General features: G+C 62.4%; 19 protein-coding genes and 1 riboswitch. Of the genes, 12 read left to right on the top strand and 7 right to left on the bottom strand.

All coding sequences use genetic code 11. The features are described 5' to 3' along the window. Nucleotides 1-76 precede the first annotated feature (76 nt). Together mqo and BJQ17_RS26960 are read right to left on the bottom strand one after the other, a co-directional pair. A complete protein-coding gene (gene mqo, locus BJQ17_RS26965) occupies nucleotides 77-1,585 on the bottom strand; it encodes a malate dehydrogenase (quinone) (RefSeq protein ID WP_003247357.1) in 1,509 nt (502 codons plus the stop codon). Nucleotides 1,586-2,186: 601 nt separating this feature from the next. Then, complete coding sequence (locus tag BJQ17_RS26960) at nucleotides 2,187-2,420, bottom strand: hypothetical protein (protein ID WP_003247356.1); 234 nt, start codon at nucleotides 2,418-2,420, stop codon at nucleotides 2,187-2,189. Between the two features lie 145 nt (nucleotides 2,421-2,565). Here BJQ17_RS26960 and BJQ17_RS26955 point away from each other — a divergent pair, with 145 nt between their 5' ends. Further along, nucleotides 2,566-3,150, top strand: coding sequence for a YajG family lipoprotein (locus tag BJQ17_RS26955; protein WP_003247354.1), 585 nt, complete (start codon nucleotides 2,566-2,568; stop codon nucleotides 3,148-3,150). 74 nt (nucleotides 3,151-3,224) lie between these two features. On the opposite strand, the gene BJQ17_RS26950 is transcribed toward BJQ17_RS26955, so the two are convergent. Further along, nucleotides 3,225-3,431 carry a hypothetical protein gene (locus BJQ17_RS26950; protein WP_003247353.1) on the bottom strand — a complete coding sequence of 69 codons (207 nt, stop codon included), beginning with the start codon at nucleotides 3,429-3,431 and terminating at the stop codon, nucleotides 3,225-3,227. Nucleotides 3,432-3,591: 160 nt separating this feature from the next. On the opposite strand from BJQ17_RS26950, the gene BJQ17_RS26945 reads away from it, so the two are divergent. Further along, nucleotides 3,592-3,852 (top strand): hypothetical protein, encoded by a 261-nt coding sequence (locus BJQ17_RS26945; RefSeq protein WP_003247352.1) that lies wholly within the window; start codon nucleotides 3,592-3,594, stop codon nucleotides 3,850-3,852. 123 nt (nucleotides 3,853-3,975) lie between these two features. Here the strand turns inward: BJQ17_RS26945 and BJQ17_RS26940 are convergent, their stop codons facing one another. Next, nucleotides 3,976-5,145 (bottom strand): 1-acyl-sn-glycerol-3-phosphate acyltransferase, encoded by a 1,170-nt coding sequence (locus BJQ17_RS26940; protein WP_003247351.1) that lies wholly within the window; start codon nucleotides 5,143-5,145, stop codon nucleotides 3,976-3,978. A 122-nt stretch (nucleotides 5,146-5,267) separates the two neighbouring features. On the opposite strand from BJQ17_RS26940, the gene BJQ17_RS26935 reads away from it, so the two are divergent. The 4 genes from BJQ17_RS26935 to BJQ17_RS26920 all read left to right on the top strand — a co-directional run bounded on the left by BJQ17_RS26935 (nucleotide 5,268) and on the right by BJQ17_RS26920 (nucleotide 7,442). Continuing rightward, nucleotides 5,268-5,453 (top strand): CPXCG motif-containing cysteine-rich protein, encoded by a 186-nt coding sequence (locus BJQ17_RS26935; RefSeq protein ID WP_003247349.1) that lies wholly within the window; start codon nucleotides 5,268-5,270, stop codon nucleotides 5,451-5,453. Beyond that, nucleotides 5,453-5,713, top strand: a complete 261-nt coding sequence (locus tag BJQ17_RS26930) for a putative signal transducing protein (protein WP_003247348.1) — start codon at nucleotides 5,453-5,455, stop codon at nucleotides 5,711-5,713. The genes BJQ17_RS26935 and BJQ17_RS26930 overlap by 1 nt, the downstream gene beginning before the upstream one ends. Before the next feature lie 15 nt (nucleotides 5,714-5,728). Beyond that, on the top strand, nucleotides 5,729-6,349 hold the full coding sequence (locus BJQ17_RS26925) for an SOS response-associated peptidase (RefSeq protein ID WP_003247346.1): 621 nt from the start codon (nucleotides 5,729-5,731) through the stop codon (nucleotides 6,347-6,349). Between the two features lie 274 nt (nucleotides 6,350-6,623). Beyond that, nucleotides 6,624-7,442: a M48 family metallopeptidase gene (locus BJQ17_RS26920; RefSeq protein WP_070096877.1), complete on the top strand. Its 819-nt coding sequence runs from the start codon at nucleotides 6,624-6,626 to the stop codon at nucleotides 7,440-7,442. A 43-nt stretch (nucleotides 7,443-7,485) separates the two neighbouring features. Here the strand turns inward: BJQ17_RS26920 and BJQ17_RS26915 are convergent, their stop codons facing one another. The 3 genes from BJQ17_RS26915 to BJQ17_RS26905 all read right to left on the bottom strand — a co-directional run bounded on the left by BJQ17_RS26915 (nucleotide 7,486) and on the right by BJQ17_RS26905 (nucleotide 10,356). Then, nucleotides 7,486-8,070, bottom strand: a complete 585-nt coding sequence (locus tag BJQ17_RS26915; protein WP_003247342.1) for a TMEM165/GDT1 family protein — start codon at nucleotides 8,068-8,070, stop codon at nucleotides 7,486-7,488. 88 nt (nucleotides 8,071-8,158) lie between these two features. Then, nucleotides 8,159-8,298, bottom strand: a riboswitch (yybP-ykoY riboswitch). Nucleotides 8,299-8,337: 39 nt separating this feature from the next. Next, nucleotides 8,338-9,336, bottom strand: a complete 999-nt coding sequence (locus tag BJQ17_RS26910; protein ID WP_004575879.1) for a class I SAM-dependent methyltransferase — start codon at nucleotides 9,334-9,336, stop codon at nucleotides 8,338-8,340. 54 nt (nucleotides 9,337-9,390) lie between these two features. Next, a complete protein-coding gene (locus tag BJQ17_RS26905; RefSeq protein ID WP_019750457.1) occupies nucleotides 9,391-10,356 on the bottom strand; it encodes a 2-hydroxyacid dehydrogenase in 966 nt (321 codons plus the stop codon). Between the two features lie 293 nt (nucleotides 10,357-10,649). Between BJQ17_RS26905 and BJQ17_RS26900 the strand changes: the two genes are divergently transcribed. From BJQ17_RS26900 to BJQ17_RS26870, 6 genes are all read left to right on the top strand, one after another. Next, the gene (locus BJQ17_RS26900) at nucleotides 10,650-12,332 is read left to right on the top strand and encodes a fatty acid--CoA ligase (RefSeq protein WP_070096876.1); all 1,683 of its coding nucleotides are present in this window, start codon (nucleotides 10,650-10,652) and stop codon (nucleotides 12,330-12,332) included. 331 nt (nucleotides 12,333-12,663) lie between these two features. After that, the gene (locus BJQ17_RS26895; protein ID WP_019750459.1) at nucleotides 12,664-14,550 is read left to right on the top strand and encodes a DUF1302 domain-containing protein; all 1,887 of its coding nucleotides are present in this window, start codon (nucleotides 12,664-12,666) and stop codon (nucleotides 14,548-14,550) included. Nucleotides 14,551-14,575: 25 nt separating this feature from the next. Next, nucleotides 14,576-15,940: a DUF1329 domain-containing protein gene (locus BJQ17_RS26890; protein WP_070096875.1), complete on the top strand. Its 1,365-nt coding sequence runs from the start codon at nucleotides 14,576-14,578 to the stop codon at nucleotides 15,938-15,940. Between the two features lie 334 nt (nucleotides 15,941-16,274). Beyond that, nucleotides 16,275-18,992, top strand: a complete 2,718-nt coding sequence (locus tag BJQ17_RS26880; RefSeq protein WP_070096873.1) for a LuxR C-terminal-related transcriptional regulator — start codon at nucleotides 16,275-16,277, stop codon at nucleotides 18,990-18,992. A 159-nt stretch (nucleotides 18,993-19,151) separates the two neighbouring features. Further along, nucleotides 19,152-20,759 (top strand): tetratricopeptide repeat-containing response regulator, encoded by a 1,608-nt coding sequence (locus BJQ17_RS26875; RefSeq protein WP_003247330.1) that lies wholly within the window; start codon nucleotides 19,152-19,154, stop codon nucleotides 20,757-20,759. Next, nucleotides 20,756-21,388 (top strand): sensor histidine kinase KdpD (locus tag BJQ17_RS26870; protein WP_070096872.1); only part of this gene is annotated, 633 nt, incomplete at its 3' end. The genes BJQ17_RS26875 and BJQ17_RS26870, both read left to right, overlap by 4 nt.

Below are 21,388 nucleotides of genomic sequence, written 5' to 3'. Positions count from 1 at the left end.
AAGAGGCCGGCACAGGCTGATAGGTCTCCAGGCACAAAAAAACGCCCCGAGGGGCGTTTTTTCGTTAGCGGGCGGTTCAGGCGTAATGCTTGGCCGCCGGGCTGCTTTCTGCCAGGTCCAGAGCCGCGTCGTTATCGGCACTGATCTTGTGGTACAGCGCAGCATCGGTTGCCAGGGTCTTCTCGCGAGCCGGGAAGATTTCCTTGAGCTTGGCAGCCCAGGCACCCTTGGCCTGCTCGGGGAAGCAGCGCTCGATCAGTTCCAGCATGATCGACACGGTCACCGAGGCACCCGGCGATGCGCCGAGCAGAGCTGCCAGGCTGCCGTCCTGGGCCGAGACCAGCTCGGTACCGAACTGCAGCACGCCGCCTTTTTTCGGGTCTTTCTTGATGATCTGCACGCGCTGACCCGCCACTTCCAGGCGCCAGTCTTCGGCCTTGGCCTGCGGATAGAAACGACGCAGGGCTTCCAGACGCTGCTCCATCGACTGCATCACTTCGCTGACCAGGTACTTGGTCAGGTCCATGTTGTCGCGGGCCACGGCCAGCATCGGGCCAATGTTGCCCATGCGCACCGACAGCGGCAGGTCCATCAGCGAGCCGTGCTTGAGGAACTTGGTGGTGAAACCGGCATACGGGCCGAACAGCAGCGAGGTCTTGCCGTCCACGACGCGGGTGTCCAGGTGCGGTACCGACATCGGCGGGGCGCCGACAGCGGCCTGGCTGTAGACCTTGGCCTGGTGCTGCTTGACGATTTCCGGGTTGTCGCAACGCAGCCACTGGCCGCTGACAGGGAAGCCGCCGAAACCTTTGCTTTCCGGGATGCCGGACAACTGCAGCAGCGGCAGGGCCGCGCCGCCGGCGCCGAGGAAGACGAAGCGGGCGTCGACTTCACGGCTGCCGCCGCTGTTGACGTCCTTGATGCTCACGGTCCAGCCGCTGCCGTTACGGCGCAGGCCGACAACCTTCTTGCTGTACTTGACCTGCGCGTCCGGCGAGTCGCCCAGCAGCTTGAGCAGCTTGTTGGTCAGTGCGCCGAAGTTGACGTCGGTGCCTTTGGCCACGCGGGTAGCGGCGATGTGCTGGTCGGCCGGGCGGCCAGGCATCATCAGCGGCATCCAGTCGTTCATCACGGCCTTGTCTTCGGTGTATTCCATCTCGGCGAAGGCGTGGTGCTGCTTGAGCAGCTCGAAGCGCTTCTTGAGGAAGGAAACACCCTTGTCACCCTCGACATAGCTCAGGTGCGGGACAGGGTTGATGAAGGCACGCGCCGAGCCGAAGTTGCCCTTCTTGCTCAGGTAGGCCCAGAACTGGCGCGAAACCTCGAACTGGGTGTTGATGTGCACGGCCTTCTTGATGTCGATGCTGCCATCGGCGGCCTGCGGCGTGTAGTTCAGCTCGCACAGGCCGGCGTGGCCGGTGCCTGCGTTGTTCCAGGGGTTGGAGCTTTCCGCGGCCCCGGAGTCCATCGCCTCGACGACCTCAAGCTTCAGGGTCGGGTCAAGCTCCTTGAGCAGTACGGCCAGGGTGGCACTCATGATGCCCGCGCCTACCAGTACCACATCAACCGATTCGTTCTGCGCCATTTAACGCGTCTCCACAATCTACAGCTACCTAATTGACAGCATAGGACCTGGGTTTGCCAGGGTCGCCATGTCCGACTTTTCGCAGTTCTTGCAACTTCCGCGGACACCGCCAATCAGTCTTCGGGTTCGTGTATTGAACGCCGTTTGCCACAGGTGCGGCAATTCGACTTATGGTCAAGGTGTCGTGCGTGCGTTATGGAACGGTTCAGACACTCATACGGGATGAGCGCATCTGCCGCCTGTTCAGGGCTGTTCGGGACACATCTGCCGCTTTTGCACATGCCAGACTGTTCATTTGCTCGCCACACTCTTGTGAAGTTGTGAAAACCGTTTTTTCACGCTCTTTTGGAGACGTGAACCTCAAAAGGGGACTGCGCGATGGCAACCCGCAGGTTCATGCAGTGTGAAGGGCCAGAAAAAGCAGGCACGACAGCCGATGCAAGACCTGAGTGGAAGGCTCTCTGTGGGCGAGGCGGTGAAGTTGCCGGGGTCAATCGGCGAATGCGGGGCCCGATCAGGAGACGTCCTTATAATCGGGGGGAGATTATAGCGATGTCGCGGGCAGAAATGTCGCCATTCGTGGTTTTTATTGCAGCGTTTGTCAGGCAGCGAGGAGGCGTTGGTGCCAACGGCGCTTTGCACGGGCGCAAACCCGGGCTTCGGCGGGCAGTTCGCGCCCCAGCCAGGCCAGCTGAATTTCGCTGATCTGCACCCAGTCGATGCCCCGTGGTGCCTGGCTGCATTGCTTGAAGGCCAGGCATTTGCCATCAGCGTCAAGGCGGGCATAAGCGTTGTGACGCGGCCGTTTGAAGAGCTGAGTCCAGAGCGAGGTCATGGCGGCGAGTCCTTTGCGTTAGGGCTTGGCGCAAGAATAAGGGTGTGGCGATGAAACGATTGTGACAAGCGGATCGGGCCGATGACTGGTCTGTGCCTGGCTAGGTATACTGTGGGCCTTTGCCGCATTTTCTGGAGAAACGCGCATGTTGCAACGTCTGTTGTTCGGTTTGATCGCCGTGGCCAGCCTTAGCCTGGTCGGTTGTGCCCACAGCCCGCAACAACTCAACCCGCAACCCACGCTCAAGGCCCAGCTGGCCCCGGTCGGCCATGGCCAGCCGGTGGTGGTCCGGGTAGTTGATGGCCGGCCTTCGCCGTCCCTGGGTACCCGCGGTGGCATGTACCCCGAGACCAGCACCATCAGCGTCAGCGGTAACGACGTGGTGCCCAAGCTGCAGGCTCAGGCTGAAGCTGCTGTGCGCCTGCTCGGCTTCACCCCGACCCCGAACGCCTACAATGCGCCGCAGCTGACCGTCACCCTGGCCGAGCTGAAGTACCAGTCGCCGAAAGACAACCTTTACGTGACCGAGGCCACCATCGGCGCCACCTTCCGCGCTGATGTGACCAATGGCGGCCGCCGTTACAGCGGCCGTTATGGCGCTTCGCTGGACCAGCGTTTCGGCATGGCGCCAAATCAGGACACCAACACCCAGCTGGTGGGCGATGTGCTGAGCGATGCCCTGACCCGCCTGTTCAAGGACCCGAGCATCGGGCAGGTGCTGGGTCAGTAAGCTTCAGGTTGTGTCAGAAAACCCGCTGCCTGAGTGACAGGCAGCGGGTTTTTTGTTGTCTGGACGGCACAGATTTACGCCGCTTCTATGTGGAAATCCAGCAAGCTGAACCCTGTGCCTGCATCCACTTCGGGCAAGTCCTCATGCACATGTCCGCCAAGCGCACAGTAGACCAGCCACTGGCGGTCCTGCACATTGATGGCAAAACCATCGATCAGCGCCTGTTGTTCATCGCTCTGGGCAACGAGGTAGAGGCGGTCCTGGTTTTCGGCGTGCAACATCAAAAAGCTCCGGGTCATCAAAAGGTCGACAGGGTCGCCTGTATTGATGACGAGCGGATGACAGATGAAATTTAACGACAGTTTGTCGCCAAGGCCGGGCGCCACGGTGCGACTTGGGTAGAATGCTGGCCTTTGCCACTGCTCACACCGAGGTTGCGTGATGTCCTTGCAAGTGCTCTGGGGGTTCCTGGCCGCCCATCCCACCAAGCTGATCAACCTGCTGGCGCTGCTGCTGACCTGCCCGGGCGGTTTGCTGCTGCACAGTGCGCGGCGGCGCGAGGCCGAAACCCGCGCGTACATGGCAGTAGACGAGGGGGTAGTGGACGCCTTCGAGCTTCGTGTGCCGAAATACTTCTACATCCTGGGCTTTTCGTGCCTGGCGATGGCGCTGCTGCTGTCCTGGTTCAGCACCTGGATCTAAGAACCATCGGGGCCGCGTTGCGGCCCAATCGCGACACAAGGCCGCTCCCACAAGGGTGGACGCAATTCCCTGTGGGAGCGGCCTTGTGTCGCGATTGGGCTGCAACGCAGCCCCCGGGATCAATCAGGCGACCGGCGTCTGCTGCCGGACCTGGTACTGGTTGCGCACCGGCGTCGCATACTGCAACACCAGGTACGGCCGCTGCTCTTGCGGGCAGGCATCCAGACGCCGTTGCCATTCTTCCTTGGCCTTGGCCAGCTCATCCGCCGGGAACACTTTCTCGGCGCTTGGCACCTGCAGGGCTTCGTCCTTGCCTTCCCACATCGCATACGCCAGGTAATGCACCGGGAACAGTCGGTAGCCCCCCAGAATCTGCCGGTCGATCTCTGCCGCCAGCTGTTTTGTGTCTTCGTGGTACTCGGTGACCGGCGGCGCGAAGTTGATGTGGACTCGGCCCTTGTAGCCGGTAATGCCTTTGGCAATGCTGTTGTCATCTTCGCCCGGCGCCTTCTTGTAGGTGCCGGTTGTGGCGCGGATGTACAGCTCGCGGGCCTTGGCCTGGTCGCACGGGTCGTATTCGTAGCTGATCGACACCGGGGTCAGGTTCAGGCTCTGGATCACTGCACCGAACGGTTCGTCCTTGCGGCTCATGTGGAACATCTTGAGGATCGCCGAGTCGGTACGGTCGTCACCGTCCTTGGCCCGACCTTCGGCCTGGGCAATCCAGATCGAGGTGGCATCGTTGCGGATCGAGTGGTTGATGTAGGCCGATAGCAGTTGGTAGGCAGCCAGTTTTTCGCGCCGCCCGCTGATCGAACGGTGCACGATGAAGCTCTTGTTCAGGCGCATCATGTCGCTGACAAAGGGCTTTTGCAGCAGGTTGTCGCCAATGGCGATGCGCGGCGTGGGCAGGCCGGCGTGGTACACGGCATAGTTGACGAAGGCCGGGTCCATGACGATATCGCGGTGGTTGGCCAGGAACAGGTAGGCGGTGCCTGCCTTGAGCTGTTCCACACCCGAATAGGTGACGCCGTCGGTGGCGCGATCGATGGTCTGGTCGACGTAGTACTCGACTTTGTCCTGCAGGGTCGAGACACAGGTAACGCCGGCGAATTCCTTGCGCAGGCGGCGTGCGATCAAGGGCTTGAGCAACCAGCCGAGAGCACCGGCCGCACGCGGAAAGCGGAAGTGAGTGAGGATATCGAGGAATGCCGGGTCGCTGAGCAGGCGTGCCAGAACGGCAGGGACCTCAGCGTCGTCGTACGGTCGGATGGCATCGAATTCGCCCATCATGCTCTCTTGTTGGAAACGGCTAGGGTAATAAGGTAGGGACGGGCTCCGAAAAACGGCTCGGACGCACACAGACCCTGTAAACAGACCGGCAATTATACGCATAAGTCACTGCGGAGGCCGCGATGCTGGAAACCGACTTCTATGATTGCCCTTATTGTGGCGAACGTGTGGAAACTACCGTCGATCTGTCTGCGGGCGACCAGGTTTATACCGAGGATTGTCAGGTGTGCTGCCAGCCTGTGGTGTGCATTCTGCAGGTGCATGGTGACGAATGGATGCTTGAAGTCCGCCGCGAGGACGACGCCTGATGCAGCGCATCTACGAACCGGAAAGCCTGCTCGAGGCGCAAATGCTGGCAGGTATGCTTGCCAGCGAGGGGATCGATGTACACGTGGTCGGCCGTGACCTGCTCGGTGCCGCCGGCGAGCTGCCCTTGCAGGGCCTGCTGGGGCTTATCGTGGCTGATGAGCAGGCCGAATGCGCACGGCAGCTGATCGATGCGTACAATGATGCCCAGCCACTGGTTGGCGACGAACCGGAGCATGTCCCCGGTACCTTGATCTGCTAGGTTCTGAATTCGCCCATGTGTGGACGTTATGCCCTGTTTCGCTGGCCCCAGGCCCTTGCCAGTCTGCCGGGTTTTCCCGTCGGCCAGCCGGCCCAATGGAATATATCGCCAGGGGCGTCGGTGCTGATCCAGCGCCAGCTTGATGGCCAGCAGCAACTGGCAAAGGCGCGCTGGGGGTTGACCCCGGCCTGGCTCACCGACCTGTCCCGTACCCCCGCCCATGCCCGGGCCGAAACGCTGGCCGAGCAACCGATGTTTCGCGATGCATTTCGCCAGCGTCGCTGCCTGATGCCGGCCAACGGCTTTTACGAATGGCGTGGCAACGTGCGCAAACGCCCGTTCTGGTTGACCCCGGGGGAGGGCGCGTCGCTGTATTTTGCGGCGGTGTGGGAGGCCTACCCGGTGCAGGACCAGGTATGGCTGAGTTGCGCGGTGGTGACCCAGGCGGCCATGAACCAGCGTCGGCCGCTGATACTGGACGAGGCTGGGCAGGCGGCCTGGCTCGACCCGGACACGCCGGTTACCCGCTTGCACGAGCTGCTGGCCAGCCCACCTGCGACGTTGCGTGAGCGGGCCCTGGCCAACTTCGTCAATGACCCGAAGCTGGATGCGCCGGAGTGTCTTACCCCGGCTTGATGGGGGGCTGTGCCGGCCCTTTCGCGGGCAAGCCCGCTCCTACAATGATCGCGTTACCCCTGCGGTAGGAGCGGGCAAGCCCGCTTCTACAATGATCGTGTTACCCCTGCGGTAGGAGCGGGCAAGCCCGCTCCTACCCACGGTCGTGTTACCCCTATAGGAGCGGGCTTGCCCGCGAAGAGGCCGGTACAGGCGACGAAAATCTTCCCTGCGGCTATGGCAGCCACTGGCGACTCGGCCTAGGATACGCCGCATGTGGATAGGGAGTGTTTTCATGCGTAAGTCTTTTGTCGTCAGCCTACTGAGTGCTGGCATCCTGCTGGCCGGCTGCCAGGCGGTGAATACCACCAGCGGCGGTGCTGTTGGCGTCGAGCGCCAGCAGTACATGTTCAGCATGCTCTCGACCGATGAGGTCAACCAGATGTACGCCCAGTCGTATCAGCAGACCTTGGGTGAAGCATCGAGCAAGGGTGTGCTCGACAAGTCCAGCGCCGATGCCAAGCGTGTGCAGGCCATTGCCAACCGCCTGATCGCCCAGGCGCCCAAATTCCGCCCGGATGCCGAGCAGTGGGACTGGCAAGTCAACGTGATCAAGAGTGATGAACTGAACGCCAACTGCGGCCCGGGCGGCAAGATCATCGTCTACACCGGGCTGATCGATCAGCTCAAGCTCACCGATGCGGAAATTGCCGCAGTGGTGGGGCACGAGATTGCCCACGCCTTGCGCGAGCATAGCCGCGAGGCCATGTCCAAGGCATACGGTGTGGAAATGGCTCGTCAGGGTGCCGGTGCCATCTTCGGCCTCGGCCAGAGCAGCATGGCCATGGCCGACACGGTGGTGAACTACGCCATGACCTTGCCCAACAGCCGGGCCAACGAAAACGAGGCCGACCTGATTGGCCTGGAGCTGTCGGCCCGTGCCGGCTACGACCCGAATGCCGCGATCACCTTGTGGAACAAGATGAGCAAGGCTTCCGAAGGTGCACCGCCTGAGTTCATGAGTACTCACCCGGCGTCCGCGAGCCGCATTGCTTCGCTGCAGGCGGCGATTCCGAAGGTGATGCCGCTGTATCAGGCTGCAGCCAAGCAATAAATGCCTGAATCCTGGGGCTGCATGGCAGCCCCCGGTTTTCCCTTTATCCAATCCAGCCACTGGCCTTCATTGCCGAATAGACGGCCACGATCGCCAGTACGAAGAACGCCGTTGCCGCCAGGCGGCGAATCAGCGTCAACGGCAGTTTGTCAGCCGCGAAGTTACCCGCCAGTACCACCGGAACGTTGGCAATCAGCATACCCAGGGTAGTGCCGATAATGACCATGATCAGGTGCGGATACTGCGCAGCCAGCATCACGGTGGCGACCTGGGTCTTGTCACCGATTTCGGCCAGGAAGAACGCAATCAGTGTCGTCAGGAACGGCCCGAAACGGCGAGCCGGGTTCTCGTCGTCATCCATCTTGTCCGGTACCAGGGTCCACAGTGCGGTGGCGGTAAAGCTCGCGGCCAGGATCCAGTGCAGTGCCGAATCGCTGAAGAAGCTGCCGACCCAAGCCCCCACGGCACCGGCTGCGGCATGGTTGGCCAAGGTGGCGGCGATGATGCCGGCGATGATCGGCCAGGGTTTGCGGAAGCGGGCAGCGAGAATGAGTGCGAGCAGTTGCGTCTTGTCGCCGATCTCGGCCAGGGCAACGATAGCGGTGGGGACCAACAGTGATTCCAGCATCAGGATTCCTACGGGGGCGGGTCGACACGGCTATGACACGTACAGCCTCCCCGCCCCGGGTAAGGTGTGCGTGTCATAGGTCTTGTCAAACCCTCGATCCGTCTATGCGGATCTCGCCATGCAGGCGTGCATGGTGGGTCGCACGCGCCATGGTCTGTGGACCAAGTATGTTGACGCGTACCGGGCGAGCTGGGTGCTCGCGGGAGACTACTCCCCTAGGACGGTGCGGATTCTGCCTAGACAAAACGCTTTCGGCAAGCGCTGTTTTTATCCGTGAGTGGCCTGGTAGATGCGGAAACCGTCGGCCTCGTCACGTACCTGGCAGTTGCCCAGTGCCCCTTCGATCAGTGGCTGGTAACGCAGGAAACTGTTGGCCACCAAGCGCATTTCGCCACCTTTTCGCAGATGAACGGCGGATTTTTTCAGCAAGTTTTCCGAAGCCTGATAGTTGGTATGAACGCCGGTGTGGAATGGCGGGTTGCTCAGGATAAGGCTCAGTTCGGTAGGGGCGGCGTCGATGCCATCGCCGCTGATCACTTCGCCTTCCAGGCCGTTGGCAGCCAGCGTCAGGCGGCTGGCGGCCACGGCGAAGGCATCCACGTCCAGCAAGGTCACCCGGCTTTGTGGGTAACGGCGTTTGAGCGTGGCCCCCAGTACCCCGGCACCGCAGCCAAAGTCCAGCATGTGACCACCGGGCAGGCCGTCAAGATGCTTCAGTAGCAGGGCCGTACCTCGGTCGAGTCGGCCATGGCTGAATACCCCAGGCAGGCTGACCACCTGCAGCGGGCCGTCTTCCAGGGCCAGCTCGAAGCGCTCGGCCAGGCTTTCCAGCGGTTTTGCCTGCGGCGCCTGGTCGATGGTCACTTGCCACAGCTGGCAGTGCCGGGCGCTGTCGAGCTTGCGTGGCTTGCCAAAGGCCGCCAACTGCTTGGCCGCGCCCTCGATGCCACCGCGCTTCTCACCGACCAGGTACAGCTCGCGGCCAGCCAGGCGCGACGCCAGGGTGTTGAGCAGATAGGCGGCCAGCTCGCGGGATTTGGGCAGGAACAGCACGGCGCTTTCGAATGCTGCGGCAGGGGCCTCGACGCCGTAATGGCTGCGGCCTGCGAAGCGGCTTTCGAGCATGGCCTGATCGCCGGCATGCCAAGTCCAGGCCTGGGCCTGAGGCAACTGGCCGAGCAGGTCGTCGGCGGGGGCGCCGGCGATCAGCAGCGGCCCCTGAAACAGCTCTGCCTGGCGGAGCAACACTTCACTGCGCGGGTCCATGGACGACGTCTCCTGGAAAAAAGTGGCGCAGTGTAGCAGAGGCGGGCGCCTGGCTCAGCTGACCACGCGGCGTGGCTGCCCGGCGAAGAAGGCCTGGGCGTTCTCGCTGAGCTGGCCGACGATGCGCTGGCGCGACTCCACGGCACCCCAGGCGCTGTGCGGGGTGATGATCAGGCGCGGGATGCCGGGCTCCAGCAGCGGGTTGCCGTTGACCGGCGGTTCCACGCTCAGCACGTCGGTGGCCACGCCGCCCAAGTGACCACCGCGCAGGGCATCGGCCAACGCCTGTTCGTCGATCAGGCCGCCACGGGCGGTGTTGACCACCAGTGCATTGGGCTTGAGCAGGGCCAGTTCGCGGGCGCCGAGCATATGCCGGGTGTGCTCGTTCAGCGGGCAGTGCAGGGTCAGGGCGTCGATTTGCGGCAGCAACTCGTCCAGCGGCAGCCGGTCGGCGCGCTCCGGGCGGCCAGGGATCTGCCCGCTCAATACGCGCATGCCGAAGGCTTCGGCCAGCCTCGCCACTGCGCTGCCCAGTTCGCCGTGGCCGAGCAGGCCGAGGGTTTTGCCCTCCAGTTCGACGATAGGAAAGTCCAGCAGGCAGAACTGGCTGGCCTTGGCCCACTGGCCTTCGGCCACCGCCTGGTTGTAGTCGCACAGCCGGGTGGCCAGGGCCAGCAGCAGGGCCAGGGTATGCTGGGCGACAGACGGCGTGCCGTAGCCCTGGCAGTTACACACGGTGATGCCCTGTGCGCGGGCGGCGGCCAGGTCGACATTGTTGGTGCCGGTGGCGGCCACCAGGATCAGCTTCAGTTGCGGGTTGGCGGCCAGGGTAGCGGCGTCGAGCATGACTTTGTTGCTGACCACTGCCACGGCGCCCTGCAAGCGTTCCGCGACCTGGTCCGGGCGGGTGGCGGCGAACAGTTCGAACTGGTCGAACTGCTGCTTCAGGGGCGAAAGGTCGAGGTCGCCAAGGTCCAGGGACTGGTGATCGAGAAACACGGCGCGACGCGGGCTGGGCATGAAGATCTCCGGTGGCAGGGAGGGATAAGGGTGTTGTGGCCATTCGCGGGCATGCCCGCACCCACAAGGTCACCACAACCCTTGCAGGAGCGGGCTTGCCGGCGAAGAGGCCCTCGGCTTCAGCACAAACCTGAAGCCGCCGCCGCAGTGTCTAGCTCAACCTTGCTGCCCGTCAACGCCCGCCACTCATACCTCTGCCACGCAAATCATTCCTTCGGCTGATTTGGCCGTCACATTGGCGAACTACAGTAAACCCAGACTTGTCCGGCCCGTTTTTCAGAAAAGGGATCCCCATGTTGCAGACTCGCATCATCAAGCCCGCCGAGGGCGCCTATGCCTATCCATTGCTGATCAAGCGCCTGCTGATGTCCGGCAGTCGCTATGAAAAGACCCGCGAAATCGTCTACCGCGACCAGATGCGGCTGACGTATCCACAGCTCAACGAGCGCATTGCACGCCTGGCCAATGTGCTGACCGAGGCCGGGGTCAAGGCCGGTGATACCGTGGCAGTGATGGACTGGGACAGCCATCGCTACCTGGAATGCATGTTCGCCATCCCGATGATCGGCGCTGTGGTGCACACCATCAACGTGCGCCTGTCGCCGGAGCAGATCCTCTACACCATGAACCACGCCGAAGACCGCGTGGTGCTGGTCAACAGCGACTTCGTGGGCTTGTACCAGGCCATCGCCGGGCAGCTGACCACTGTCGACAAGACCTTGCTGCTGACCGATGGCCCGGACAAGACTGCCGACCTGCCCGACCTGGTCGGGGAGTATGAGCAGCTGCTGGCGGCGGCCAGCCCGCGCTACGACTTCCCGGACTTCGACGAGAACTCGGTGGCCACTACCTTCTACACCACTGGCACCACCGGTAACCCCAAGGGCGTGTATTTCAGCCACCGCCAGCTGGTGCTGCACACGCTGGCCGAGGCCTCGGTCACCGGCAGTATCGACAGCGTGCGCCTGTTGGGCAGCAACGACGTGTACATGCCCATCACCCCGATGTTCCACGTGCATGCCTGGGGCATCCCCTACGCCGCCACCATGCTTGGCATGAAGCAGGTGTACCCGGGCCGCTACGAGCCGGACATGCTGGTCAAGCTGTGGCGTGAAGAGAAGGTCACCTTCTCCCACTGCGTACCTACCATCCTGCAGATGCTGCTCAACTGCCCGAACGCACAGGGGCAGGACTTCGGCGGCTGGAAGATCATCATCGGCGGCAGTTCGCTCAACCGTTCGCTGTACCAGGCCGCCCTGGCGCGCGGCATTCAGCTGACCGCCGCATATGGCATGTCGGAAACCTGCCCGCTGATCTCCGCAGCACACCTGAACGATGAACTGCAGGCCGGCAGCGAGGATGAGCGCGTCACCTACCGAATCAAGGCCGGTGTGCCGGTGCCGTTGGTCGAAGCGGCCATCGTCGACGGCGAAGGCAACTTCCTGCCCGCCGATGGTGAAACCCAGGGTGAGCTGGTACTGCGTGCGCCGTGGCTGACCATGGGCTACTTCAAGGAACCGGAGAAGAGCGAGGAGCTGTGGCTGGGTGGCTGGCTGCACACCGGTGACGTCGCCACCCTCGACGGCATGGGCTACATCGACATCCGCGACCGCATCAAGGATGTGATCAAGACCGGCGGCGAGTGGGTTTCCTCGCTCGACCTGGAAGACCTGATCAGCCGCCACCCGGCCGTGCGCGAAGTGGCGGTGGTGGGGGTGGCGGACCCGCAGTGGGGTGAGCGCCCGTTTGCCCTGCTGGTGGTACGTGACGGCCACGCTATCGACGCCAAGGCACTGAAGGAACACCTCAAGCCGTTCGTCGAGCAAGGTCATATCAACAAGTGGGCGATTCCAAGCCAGATCGCCGTTGTTACTGAAATTCCCAAGACCAGTGTCGGCAAGCTCGACAAGAAACGCATCCGCCAGGACATCGTCCAGTGGCAGGCCAGCAACAGCGCGTTCCTTTCCACGTTGTAACCGTTGTGCGGGTCGTGCACGTCAGAGCGTGACCCGCATGCTAGAGAGCCCGCCGCCTTGCCAAACGACAGAAATGCGCCATCCTTGAGCACTGCCAGCCCGCAACCGGAGCAAAACTGCAGCGAGTTGGTGGCATGGAGCGCAAATCACACTTTAGAGGGATCAAGCGCCTGTGCCTGCTGGCTATAGTCGGGGCCAGGGGATTTTCAGGAATGGGGGAGGGCGACATGCGCAAGCTGTGTCGCCGCGGGTGCAAGCCTGCAAACCGGTCGCTCGGGCCGTTCTTGAAAGGACTCACTGCCATAACAAAAAAGTACATGGAGTAGCGTCGATGAAATCTGCAAACCTGTTCTGGCGCCGGGCCAAGCTGCCCTTGGCCGTCAGCCTTGCTTCCACGCTCGCAAGTCCTGCTTTCGCTGTCAGCTTCAACATTGGTGAAATCGAAGGCCAGTTCGACTCGTCGCTCTCCATCGGCGCCAGCTGGTCGACGGCCAACCCCAACAAGAACCTGATAGGGGTGAACAACGGCGGCAAGGGCCTTTCACAGACATCCGACGATGGCCACCTGAACTTCAAGAAGGGCGAAACCTTCTCCAAGATCTTCAAAGGCATTCATGACCTGGAGCTCAAGTACGGCGACACCGGTGTGTTCGTGCGCGGCAAGTACTGGTACGACTTCGAGCTGAAGGACGAACACCGCGAGTTCAAGGACATCAGCGACTCCAACCGCAAGGAAGGCGCCAAGTCGTCCGGCGCCGAGCTGCTCGACGCCTTTGTCTACCACAACTACTCCATCGGCGATCAGCCTGGCTCGGTGCGGTTTGGCAAGCAGGTAGTGAGCTGGGGTGAAAGTACCTTCATCGGCGGCGGCATCAACTCGATCAACCCCATCGACGTGTCGGCGTTCCGCCGCCCCGGGGCCGAGATCAAGGAAGGCCTGATTCCCGTCAACATGTTCTACATCTCGCAGAGCCTGACCGACAACCTGTCGGCCGAGGCCTTCTACCAGCTCGAGTGGGACCAGACGGTCGTCGACAACTGCGGCACCTTCTTCTCCCAGCCGGACATCATTGCCGATGGTTGTACCGACAACTTGCGCGTGCTCAATAGCAGCCGCACGGTGCCGGGCGCTGCGCAGCAGTTCCTCGCCTCGCGGGGCGTGAACATCAACGAAGAGGGTGTGATGGTGCGCCGTGGTGCCGACCGCGATGCGCGTGACAGCGGCCAGTTCGGTGTGGCCATGCGCTATATGTTCGAGCCGTTGGACACGGAGTTCGGCGCCTACTTCATGAACTACCACAGCCGTGCACCCATCTTCAGTGCCACAGGGGCTCCGCCGTCCGTGTTCGCCGGGCTGAGCGCCCTGCCTGCACAGCTGCGCGCATTGGCGCCTCTGATTGTGGCGGGGAATTCCGAGTACTTTGTGGAATACCCCGAGGATATCCGCCTCTATGGCTTGAGTTTCTCCACCACGTTACCCACTGGCACCGCCTGGAGCGGCGAAGTCAGCTACCGCCCTAACGCGCCAGTGCAGCTCAATACCACGGATATCCTGTTCGCCGGTGTCCGTCCGATTGGCGGCGCGTTGAGCAACGCATCGTTGCTGACCGGTACGCCGGGGCAAGACCTGCATGGGTATCGCCGCAAGGAGATCACCCAGTTCCAGACCACCCTGACCCATTTCTTCGACCAGGTGATGGGCGCCAGCCGGATGACAGTAGTCGGTGAAGTGGGTGTCACCCATGTCGGCGGCCTGGAGAATGCCCACGATACCCGCTACGGTCGCGACCCGGTGTTCGGCCCAGGTCCATTGCCATCCACCGGTGGCGCCGATACCTGTCAGGCGCTCAATGGCAGCACCATCGCTGGCGCGGGTGCGGGGACATCCACCACCAACCTGAACCGCAAATGCGAGAACGACGGCTACACCACCAGCACTTCCTGGGGTTACCGCACGCGGGTCATCTGGGACTACAACGATGTCTTTGCCGGCGTAAACCTCAAGCCCAGCGTGGCCTGGTCGCATGACGTTTCTGGCTACTCGCCTGGCCCTGGTGCCAACTTCGAGGAAGGCCGCAAGGCAGTCAGCCTGGGCCTGGACGCCGAGTACCAGAACACCTACACGGCGAGCCTGTCGTACACCAACTTCTTCGATGGCAAGTACAGCACCGTGGATGACCGTGACTTCGTCGCGCTCAGCTTCGGCGTGAACTTCTAAGCATACAGATCCAGGACGACACGACATGAACAAGACCAGAAGTCTGCTGCAAGCCGGTGTACTGGGCCTGTCCCTGCTGGCGACCAGCGTCATGGCTGCGGTATCCGCCGACGAGGCGGCCAAGTTGGGCAGTACCCTGACTCCGATGGGGGCTGAAAAGGCCGGCAACGCCGATGGCTCGATCGGCCCTTGGGAGCCGCTGTCGAAGAGTGCGGGCAGCGTCGACGGCAAGGGCTTCCTGTCCGACCCGTACGGCAGTGAAAAGCCGCTGTTCACCATCACTGCGCAAAACGCCGAGCAGTACAAGGACAAGCTTTCGCCGGGCCAGCTGGCCATGCTCAAGCGCTATCCGGACACCTTCAAGATCCCAGTATTCAAAACCCATCGCGGCTCCACGGTACCTGCGGACGTGTTCGCCGCCATCAAGAAAAACGCCACCCAGACCACGCTGACGGAAGGCGGCAACGGTTTGAACAACTTCAACACGGCGGTGCCGTTCCCGATCCCGAAAAGCGGCCTGGAAGTGATCTGGAACCACATCACCCGTTACCGAGGGGGCAGTGTCAGCCGCCTGGTGATCCAGGCCACGCCACAGCAGAACGGCTCTTTCAGCCCGGTTTACTTCTCCGACCAGTTCGTCTTCCGCGACAAGATGAAGGATTACGACCCGAACAACCCAGGCAACATCCTGTTCTACTTCAAGCAGGAAGTGACCGCGCCAGCGCGCCTGGCCGGGACCGTGCTGCTGGTGCACGAAACCCTCGACCAGGTGAAGGAGCCGCGCAAGGCGTGGATCTACAACGCCGGCCAGCGTCGCGTGCGCCAGGCGCCGCAAGTGTCGTATGACGGCCCGGGTACCGCCGCCGACGGCCTGCGTACCTCGGACAACCTGGACATGTTCAACGGTGCGCCAGACCGCTACGACTGGAAGCTGGAAGGCAAGAAGGAGCTGTACATCGCATCGAACGCCTTCAAACTGGATGATCCGAAGCTCAAGTATGCCGACATCATCAAGGCTGGGCACATCAACCAGGACCTGGCCCGTTACGAGTTGCGCCGCGTCTGGCACGTAGTCGCAACCCTCAAGCCAGGCCAGCGGCACATCTACGCCAAGCGTGATTTCTACATCGATGAGGACACCTGGCAGGCCGCAGTGATCGACCAGTACGACGGCCGTGGCCAACTGTGGCGCGTGTCCGAGGCCCATGCTCAGCCTTATTACAACGTGGAAGTACCTTGGTACACCCTGGAAACCATCTACGACCTGCAGTCCGGTCGTTACCTGGCCCTGGGCATGAAGAACGAAGAGAAGCGCGCTTACGACTTTGGCTTCAGTGCCAGCAAGGCCGATTTCCAGCCTGCAGCGCTGCGTCAGTCGGGTATTCGCTAAGCTGAAATCACTGAACGCCGTGTGATCCCCAGAACGCCCCGGCTCGCCGGGGCGTTTCTATTTCCTGAACCGGCCTCTTCGCGGGCGAACCCGGTCCTACAGGCTCCGCGCAGCCCTGTAGAAGCGGGTTCACCCACGAAGAGGCCGGACAACGCAATAAGCCGCCTGAATACCTCCCCAAACCCCCGCCCCAGCCCCTGTCCATCAGCCATGTTGCTTTTTGTCGCAGTCTTTTCCATGCCAATTGCGTCCATCATCTTCAAATGCGCAGCGTTAACGGCTAGTCTCGCAAACATCCATACCGCCGTTGTCTTCCAACCAGAACGAGCCGGCCATGACAGATCTGTCCCGTACGCATGGATTCGCGAGTCAGGCCCTTGGCCTGCGGGACGGGCGTTTCTTCCGGCCGCCGCTGCCGGATGGCCATGTGCAGCGCCTGCGTTTGTGCCAGCGGCTGGAAGCCGGTTTGGGCGGGCGGCTGCTGCTGGTCAATGCCCCGGCGGGTTTCGGCAAAAGCTCCCTGGCCATCGAGTTTTGCGAAACACTGCCCGAGCACTGGCGTAGCCTGTGGCTTGGCCTGAGCCAGCGGGACGCCGACCCTGGCCGCTTCCTTGAGCGCTTGCTTGAAGGCCTGCAGCAATATTGCCCGGCACTGGGCGGCCAGGCCATGGGCCTGCTGAAAATGCGCCAGCGCCATCAGCCGTTTGCCTTTGAAGAGTGGCTCGACGGCCTGCTCGATGAGCTGGCGCTGTACCTGCAAGCTGATACGCCGCTGCTGCTGGTACTGGACGACTATCACCTGGCCCAAGGGCCGGTGCTTGACCGTTGCCTGCAGTTCTTCCTCAATCATCTGCCACCCGGCCTGGTGTTGCTGGTGACCAGCCGCCAGCGGCCAGACTGGCACCTGGCGCGGCTGCGCCTGTCCCGGCAGTTGGTCGAGCTTAACGAACAGGACCTGCGCCTCACTGCGGATGAGTCGTTGGCAGTGATCGGTCGCCAGCCTACCGGCCTGCGCGGCCAGGCACTGGACAACCTGATCCAGCGCAGCGACGGCTGGGTGGCCGGGTTGCGTTTCTGGCAGTTGGCGGCCAGCGACAGCGCTGACGAGCAAGCCTTGCCCCAGGCGCTGCATGGTGGCGAGGGCCTGATCCGCGACTACCTGCTTGAAGAAGTCATCGACAGGCTACCTGCGGACGTGCAGGCCTTCTTGGACGAAACCGCCTGCCAGGAGCGTTTCTGCGCTCCGCTTTGCGATGCGATGCGTGGCCGCCACGACAGTGCCGCCGTCCTGAGCTTCCTGCAGGCGCATCAGGTGTTCCTTGTGCCGCTGGACGAGCATGGGCACTGGTTCCGCTATCACCATTTGTTCTCCGACCTGTTGCGTAGCCGACAGGCGAGCGAATCGCAGGTCGCTCTGCATTTGCGGGCCTGCCGCTGGTTTGAAGCTCAGGACCTGCTGGACGAGGCGGTGGAGCAGGCTTTGCGTGCCGGCCACCTCGATGTTGCCGCCGACCTGGTGCAAAGTCTGTCCGAGGAGCAACTGCTGGCCGAGCAGAACGTCGGCATGTTGCTGCGTTGGAAGATGGACCTGCCCGACAGTCTGTTGATCAGCACGCCGCGGCTGATCGTGCTGTACAGCTGGGCGTTGGGCCTGGCTTGCCAGCTGGATGCTGCCGAGGAACTGGCCGGTTACCTCAGTCGCTTTCTGCCCGCGCCTTCGGCGACCGCGCAAAAGTCGATGCTGGCGCAATGGCTGGCGCTCAGTGGGGTCATTGCCCGTGGCCGTGGTGACCGCGAGCGCACACTGGCCTATTGCGGCGAAGCGCTGCAGAGCCTGCCGAGCAAGCGCTACGGCCAACGCCTGGTGTGTTTGTCGACGCTGTCCAACCTGGCCATTGCCGATGGCGACTTCTGGCGGGCCCGAGGCTGGAACCGCGAGGCCCTGGAGCTGGCCCAGCGGGTCGGTAACCCCTTGTTCGAGGCGCTGGCGCATTACGACCGGGCGCGGGTGCTGCATGCCCGTGGCGAGGTGCTGCGCGCGCTGGACGAAGTGCGCCAGGGCCTGCAACGTCTGCAAGGGCTTTCGGCGCAGCGGCTGTATGCCGTGCGTGCGCGGTTGACGCTTTACGAAGGTTACCTGCTGGTCTCGCGTCTGCAGCCAGCTCAGGGCCGCGCGCGTTTGCGCGCCGGGCTGGGTGAGGCGCGAGCGTGCCGGGACATCAGTGTGCTCATCGGTCATTGCGTGATTGCCACGCTTGATGGCCGGGAAGGTCACTTTGCCGAGGCCTTTGCCGAACTGGCCGAGGCCGAGCGCTTGATGCACATCTGGGATGTGCCCCCGGTCTACTACCTGGCCATGATTACCCTGGTCAAATGCGAACTTTGGCTGGCCCAGGGGCGTACCGACCTGGCGGAGTCCTGGCTGCAGCGCCTGGGCCAGACCTATGGCGGCGAGCAGCCGGCGGCGGCACCGGAATTCCATCCGCTGCTGCCGTTGCACATTGCGTTGCAGCAGGCATTGCTTGATCGCATCCAGTTGCGTAGCGACGATGCCGTGCAACGCCTGGCATGCCTGGTAAAGCGCGGCCAGGCCAGTGGCGGCATGATGCTCGCCGTCAGCGCCCTGTGCCAATGGCTCTCCCTGCTGTTGGACGAAGGCAAGGAAGGGCAGGCCGCGCAGTTGCTGCCAAGTTTGCTGGAAGCGGCGCATGGCGGTGTGATGCAGCCAATGCAGCCACTGCTGGAAAAACACCCGCAATGGCTTCATGAACAACTGCAGGCAGGTGCCGCTTGCCCGGTTCAGGCGGAACTGCTCAAGCACCTGCCGCCACTGCCAATTGCCAGTACGGGCAACGGCGAAGCGCTGAGTGGCCGCGAAATGGCTGTGCTCGAACTGATTGCCCAAGGCTGTTCCAATCAGCAGATCAGCGAGCAGCTGTTCATTTCCCTGCACACGGTGAAGACCCACGCCAGCCACATCAACAGCAAGTTGGGCGTGGAGCGGCGCACCCAGGCGGTGGCCAAGGCCAAATCCCTGGGGTTGCTGGCGTGATACTGGCCCTGCAGGTCATTGCTCGTTAAAGTGATGGCCTGAAGCCATAGTTTTTGGCCGACAATGCTCTACCCTCATCTTTCCCGACCAGCTGCCGATACAGCGATCGGTGGCATCGCCTCGCGCGATTTTTCAATCATTCCAAGGCAGGTCGTGTTGATGCTGCAGTACGGGCAAAAGAGCTTTCTGATCGTCGACGACTTTACCGACTTTCGTACGTCGACCCGTTCCATGTTGCGCGAGTTGGGCGTGCGCGACGTGGACACCGCTGACAGCGGCGAGCAGGCGCTGCGCATGTGCGCGCAGAAGCGCTATGACTTCATCCTGCAGGACTTCCATCTGGGCGATGGCAAGAAGAACGGGCAGCAGGTGCTTGAAGACCTGATCATCGACAAGCACATCAGCCATGAGTGCGTGTTCATCATGGTCACTGCCGAGAGCAGTCAGGCGATTGTCCTTAGCGCCATCGAGCACGAGCCCGATGCCTACCTGACCAAACCGTTCAACCGGGTTGGCCTGGCCCAGCGCGTCGAGAAACTGTTCCAGCGCAAGACGTTGCTGAAGCCGATCCTGCAGGCGCTGGACCGCAACCGTCCGGCCGAAGTACTGGCGGCCTGCGCCGAGCTGTGCAAGAAGGATCCGCGCCTGGCGCCCTTGTGCTTGCGCTACCGGGCCGATGCCCTGCGCAACCTCAACCGTTTCGAGGAACTGGAAAAATTCCTCAAGGCCATCCTGGCCAGCCGTCCGCAGCCGTGGGTATATGCCGCGTTGGGCGCACTGATGCACAAGCGTGGTCAGAATGCCCAGGCCCAGGGTGTATACGAGCAGGCGCTCAAGGCGTTCCCGATCATGCCAGGCCTTTACGATGGCATGGCCGAGGTGCTGGTGGCGCAGGGTGATACCCGGCGCGCGCAGAACTTGCTTGAAGAAGCCGTGCGCCTGTCGCCTTTGTCGGTGCGTCGGCAGTCGACGCTGGGCAAGCTGGCGCTGGAGAACGAAGACTTCGAGAGCGCATCGAAGGCGTTCCGCCATGCGGTGAACCAGGGGCAGAGTTCGCGCTACAAGGATGCCGAAAACAACCTTGGCCTGGTGCAGGCGCTGATGAGCAAGAATGCAGGCTTCGGCCTGGACGCCCGCACCCGGGTCGAGATCAACACCACGCTCAGCGAAGTGGCCAAGGAAAACCCCGAGGACCAAGGCCTGCAGGTACGTGCGCGGATGATGAAGGCTGCCAGCCTGCAGCAGGCCGGCGACCCGGAAACGGCCGGCAAGCTGACAGAACAGGCGATTCAGCGCCTGGACAAGATGAACCAGTTCTTCTCTGTCGATTCGGCCCTGACTGTCGCTGCGCAACTGCAGGCGATGGGGCAGGAAGCCGCCGCCATCGGCGTGCTGAAGAACTGCGTGGAAAGTTATGGCGATGACCCCAAGGTCATGGAGAAAGTGGGCAAGCTGACGGATGACCCCAGCGTGCTCAACGCCATTACCGAAGCGGTCACCCTCAATCGGCAGGGTGTGCGCAGTTACCAGGGAGGGCAGCTTGGCGAGGCGTTGCAACTGTTCCGAAAGGCATTGGGTTTACAGCCGAAGAACATCAGCATCGCCCTCAATACCGCCCAGGCGCTGCTGCGCATCGGCGGTGACAACCCTCAGCCTGCGATCATGCAGGAGTGCCGCGACGCCTTGACCAGCGTGGCCGGTATCCCTGCCAGCGACAATCGCTATGACCGTTACCGCAAACTGCACATCCGAGTGTTCGGCGCATGAATCAAGACAATCAGGGGCTGGATTTTTCCACGGTGATCGCCTCCACCGTGCACGACCTCAAAAGTTCGTTGTCGGCGCTGATCCAGTCCCACAGCCAGTGGGTGGAACGCTTGCCCGAGGAACTGCGCGGCGGTGCCGAACAGGGGATCATGGAGCATGAATTTCGTCACCTCAACGGCATGCTGGTGCAGTTGCTGGGCTTGTACAAACTGGGTGTGAACCAGTTGCCGGTATGCCCGGACTACCATGAGCTGGATGATTTCATCGAAGCCCAGCTGGCGGCGCACGAGGAAGTACTCAAGCACAACGACATTCTCGCCACCTGGCGTATCGACACCGACAACCCGCTGGGTTTCTTCGACCGCGAACTGGTGGCCTCGGTGATCGCCAACGTCATCACCAACGCCACCCGCTTTGCCGGGCACGCCTTACTGATCACCATCGAAGAGGCCGACAACCAGTTGGCCATTTGCGTCAACGATGACGGCCCGGGTTATCCAAAGCACATGCTCGAGCGCCAGGAGGATTACATCCAGGGCATCGACTCGACCAGCGGCAGTACCGGCCTTGGGTTGTATTTTGCGGCGCGGATCGCAGCGTTGCATGAAAGCGGCGGGGTGCGCGGGCGG

The organism is Pseudomonas sp. NBRC 111139, assembly GCF_001753955.1.
Classification (GTDB): Bacteria; Pseudomonadota; Gammaproteobacteria; order Pseudomonadales; family Pseudomonadaceae; genus Aquipseudomonas; species Aquipseudomonas alloputida.
The sequence above is the reverse complement of the archived record's forward strand: the minus strand, read 5'-3'. Positions and strand labels throughout refer to the sequence as shown.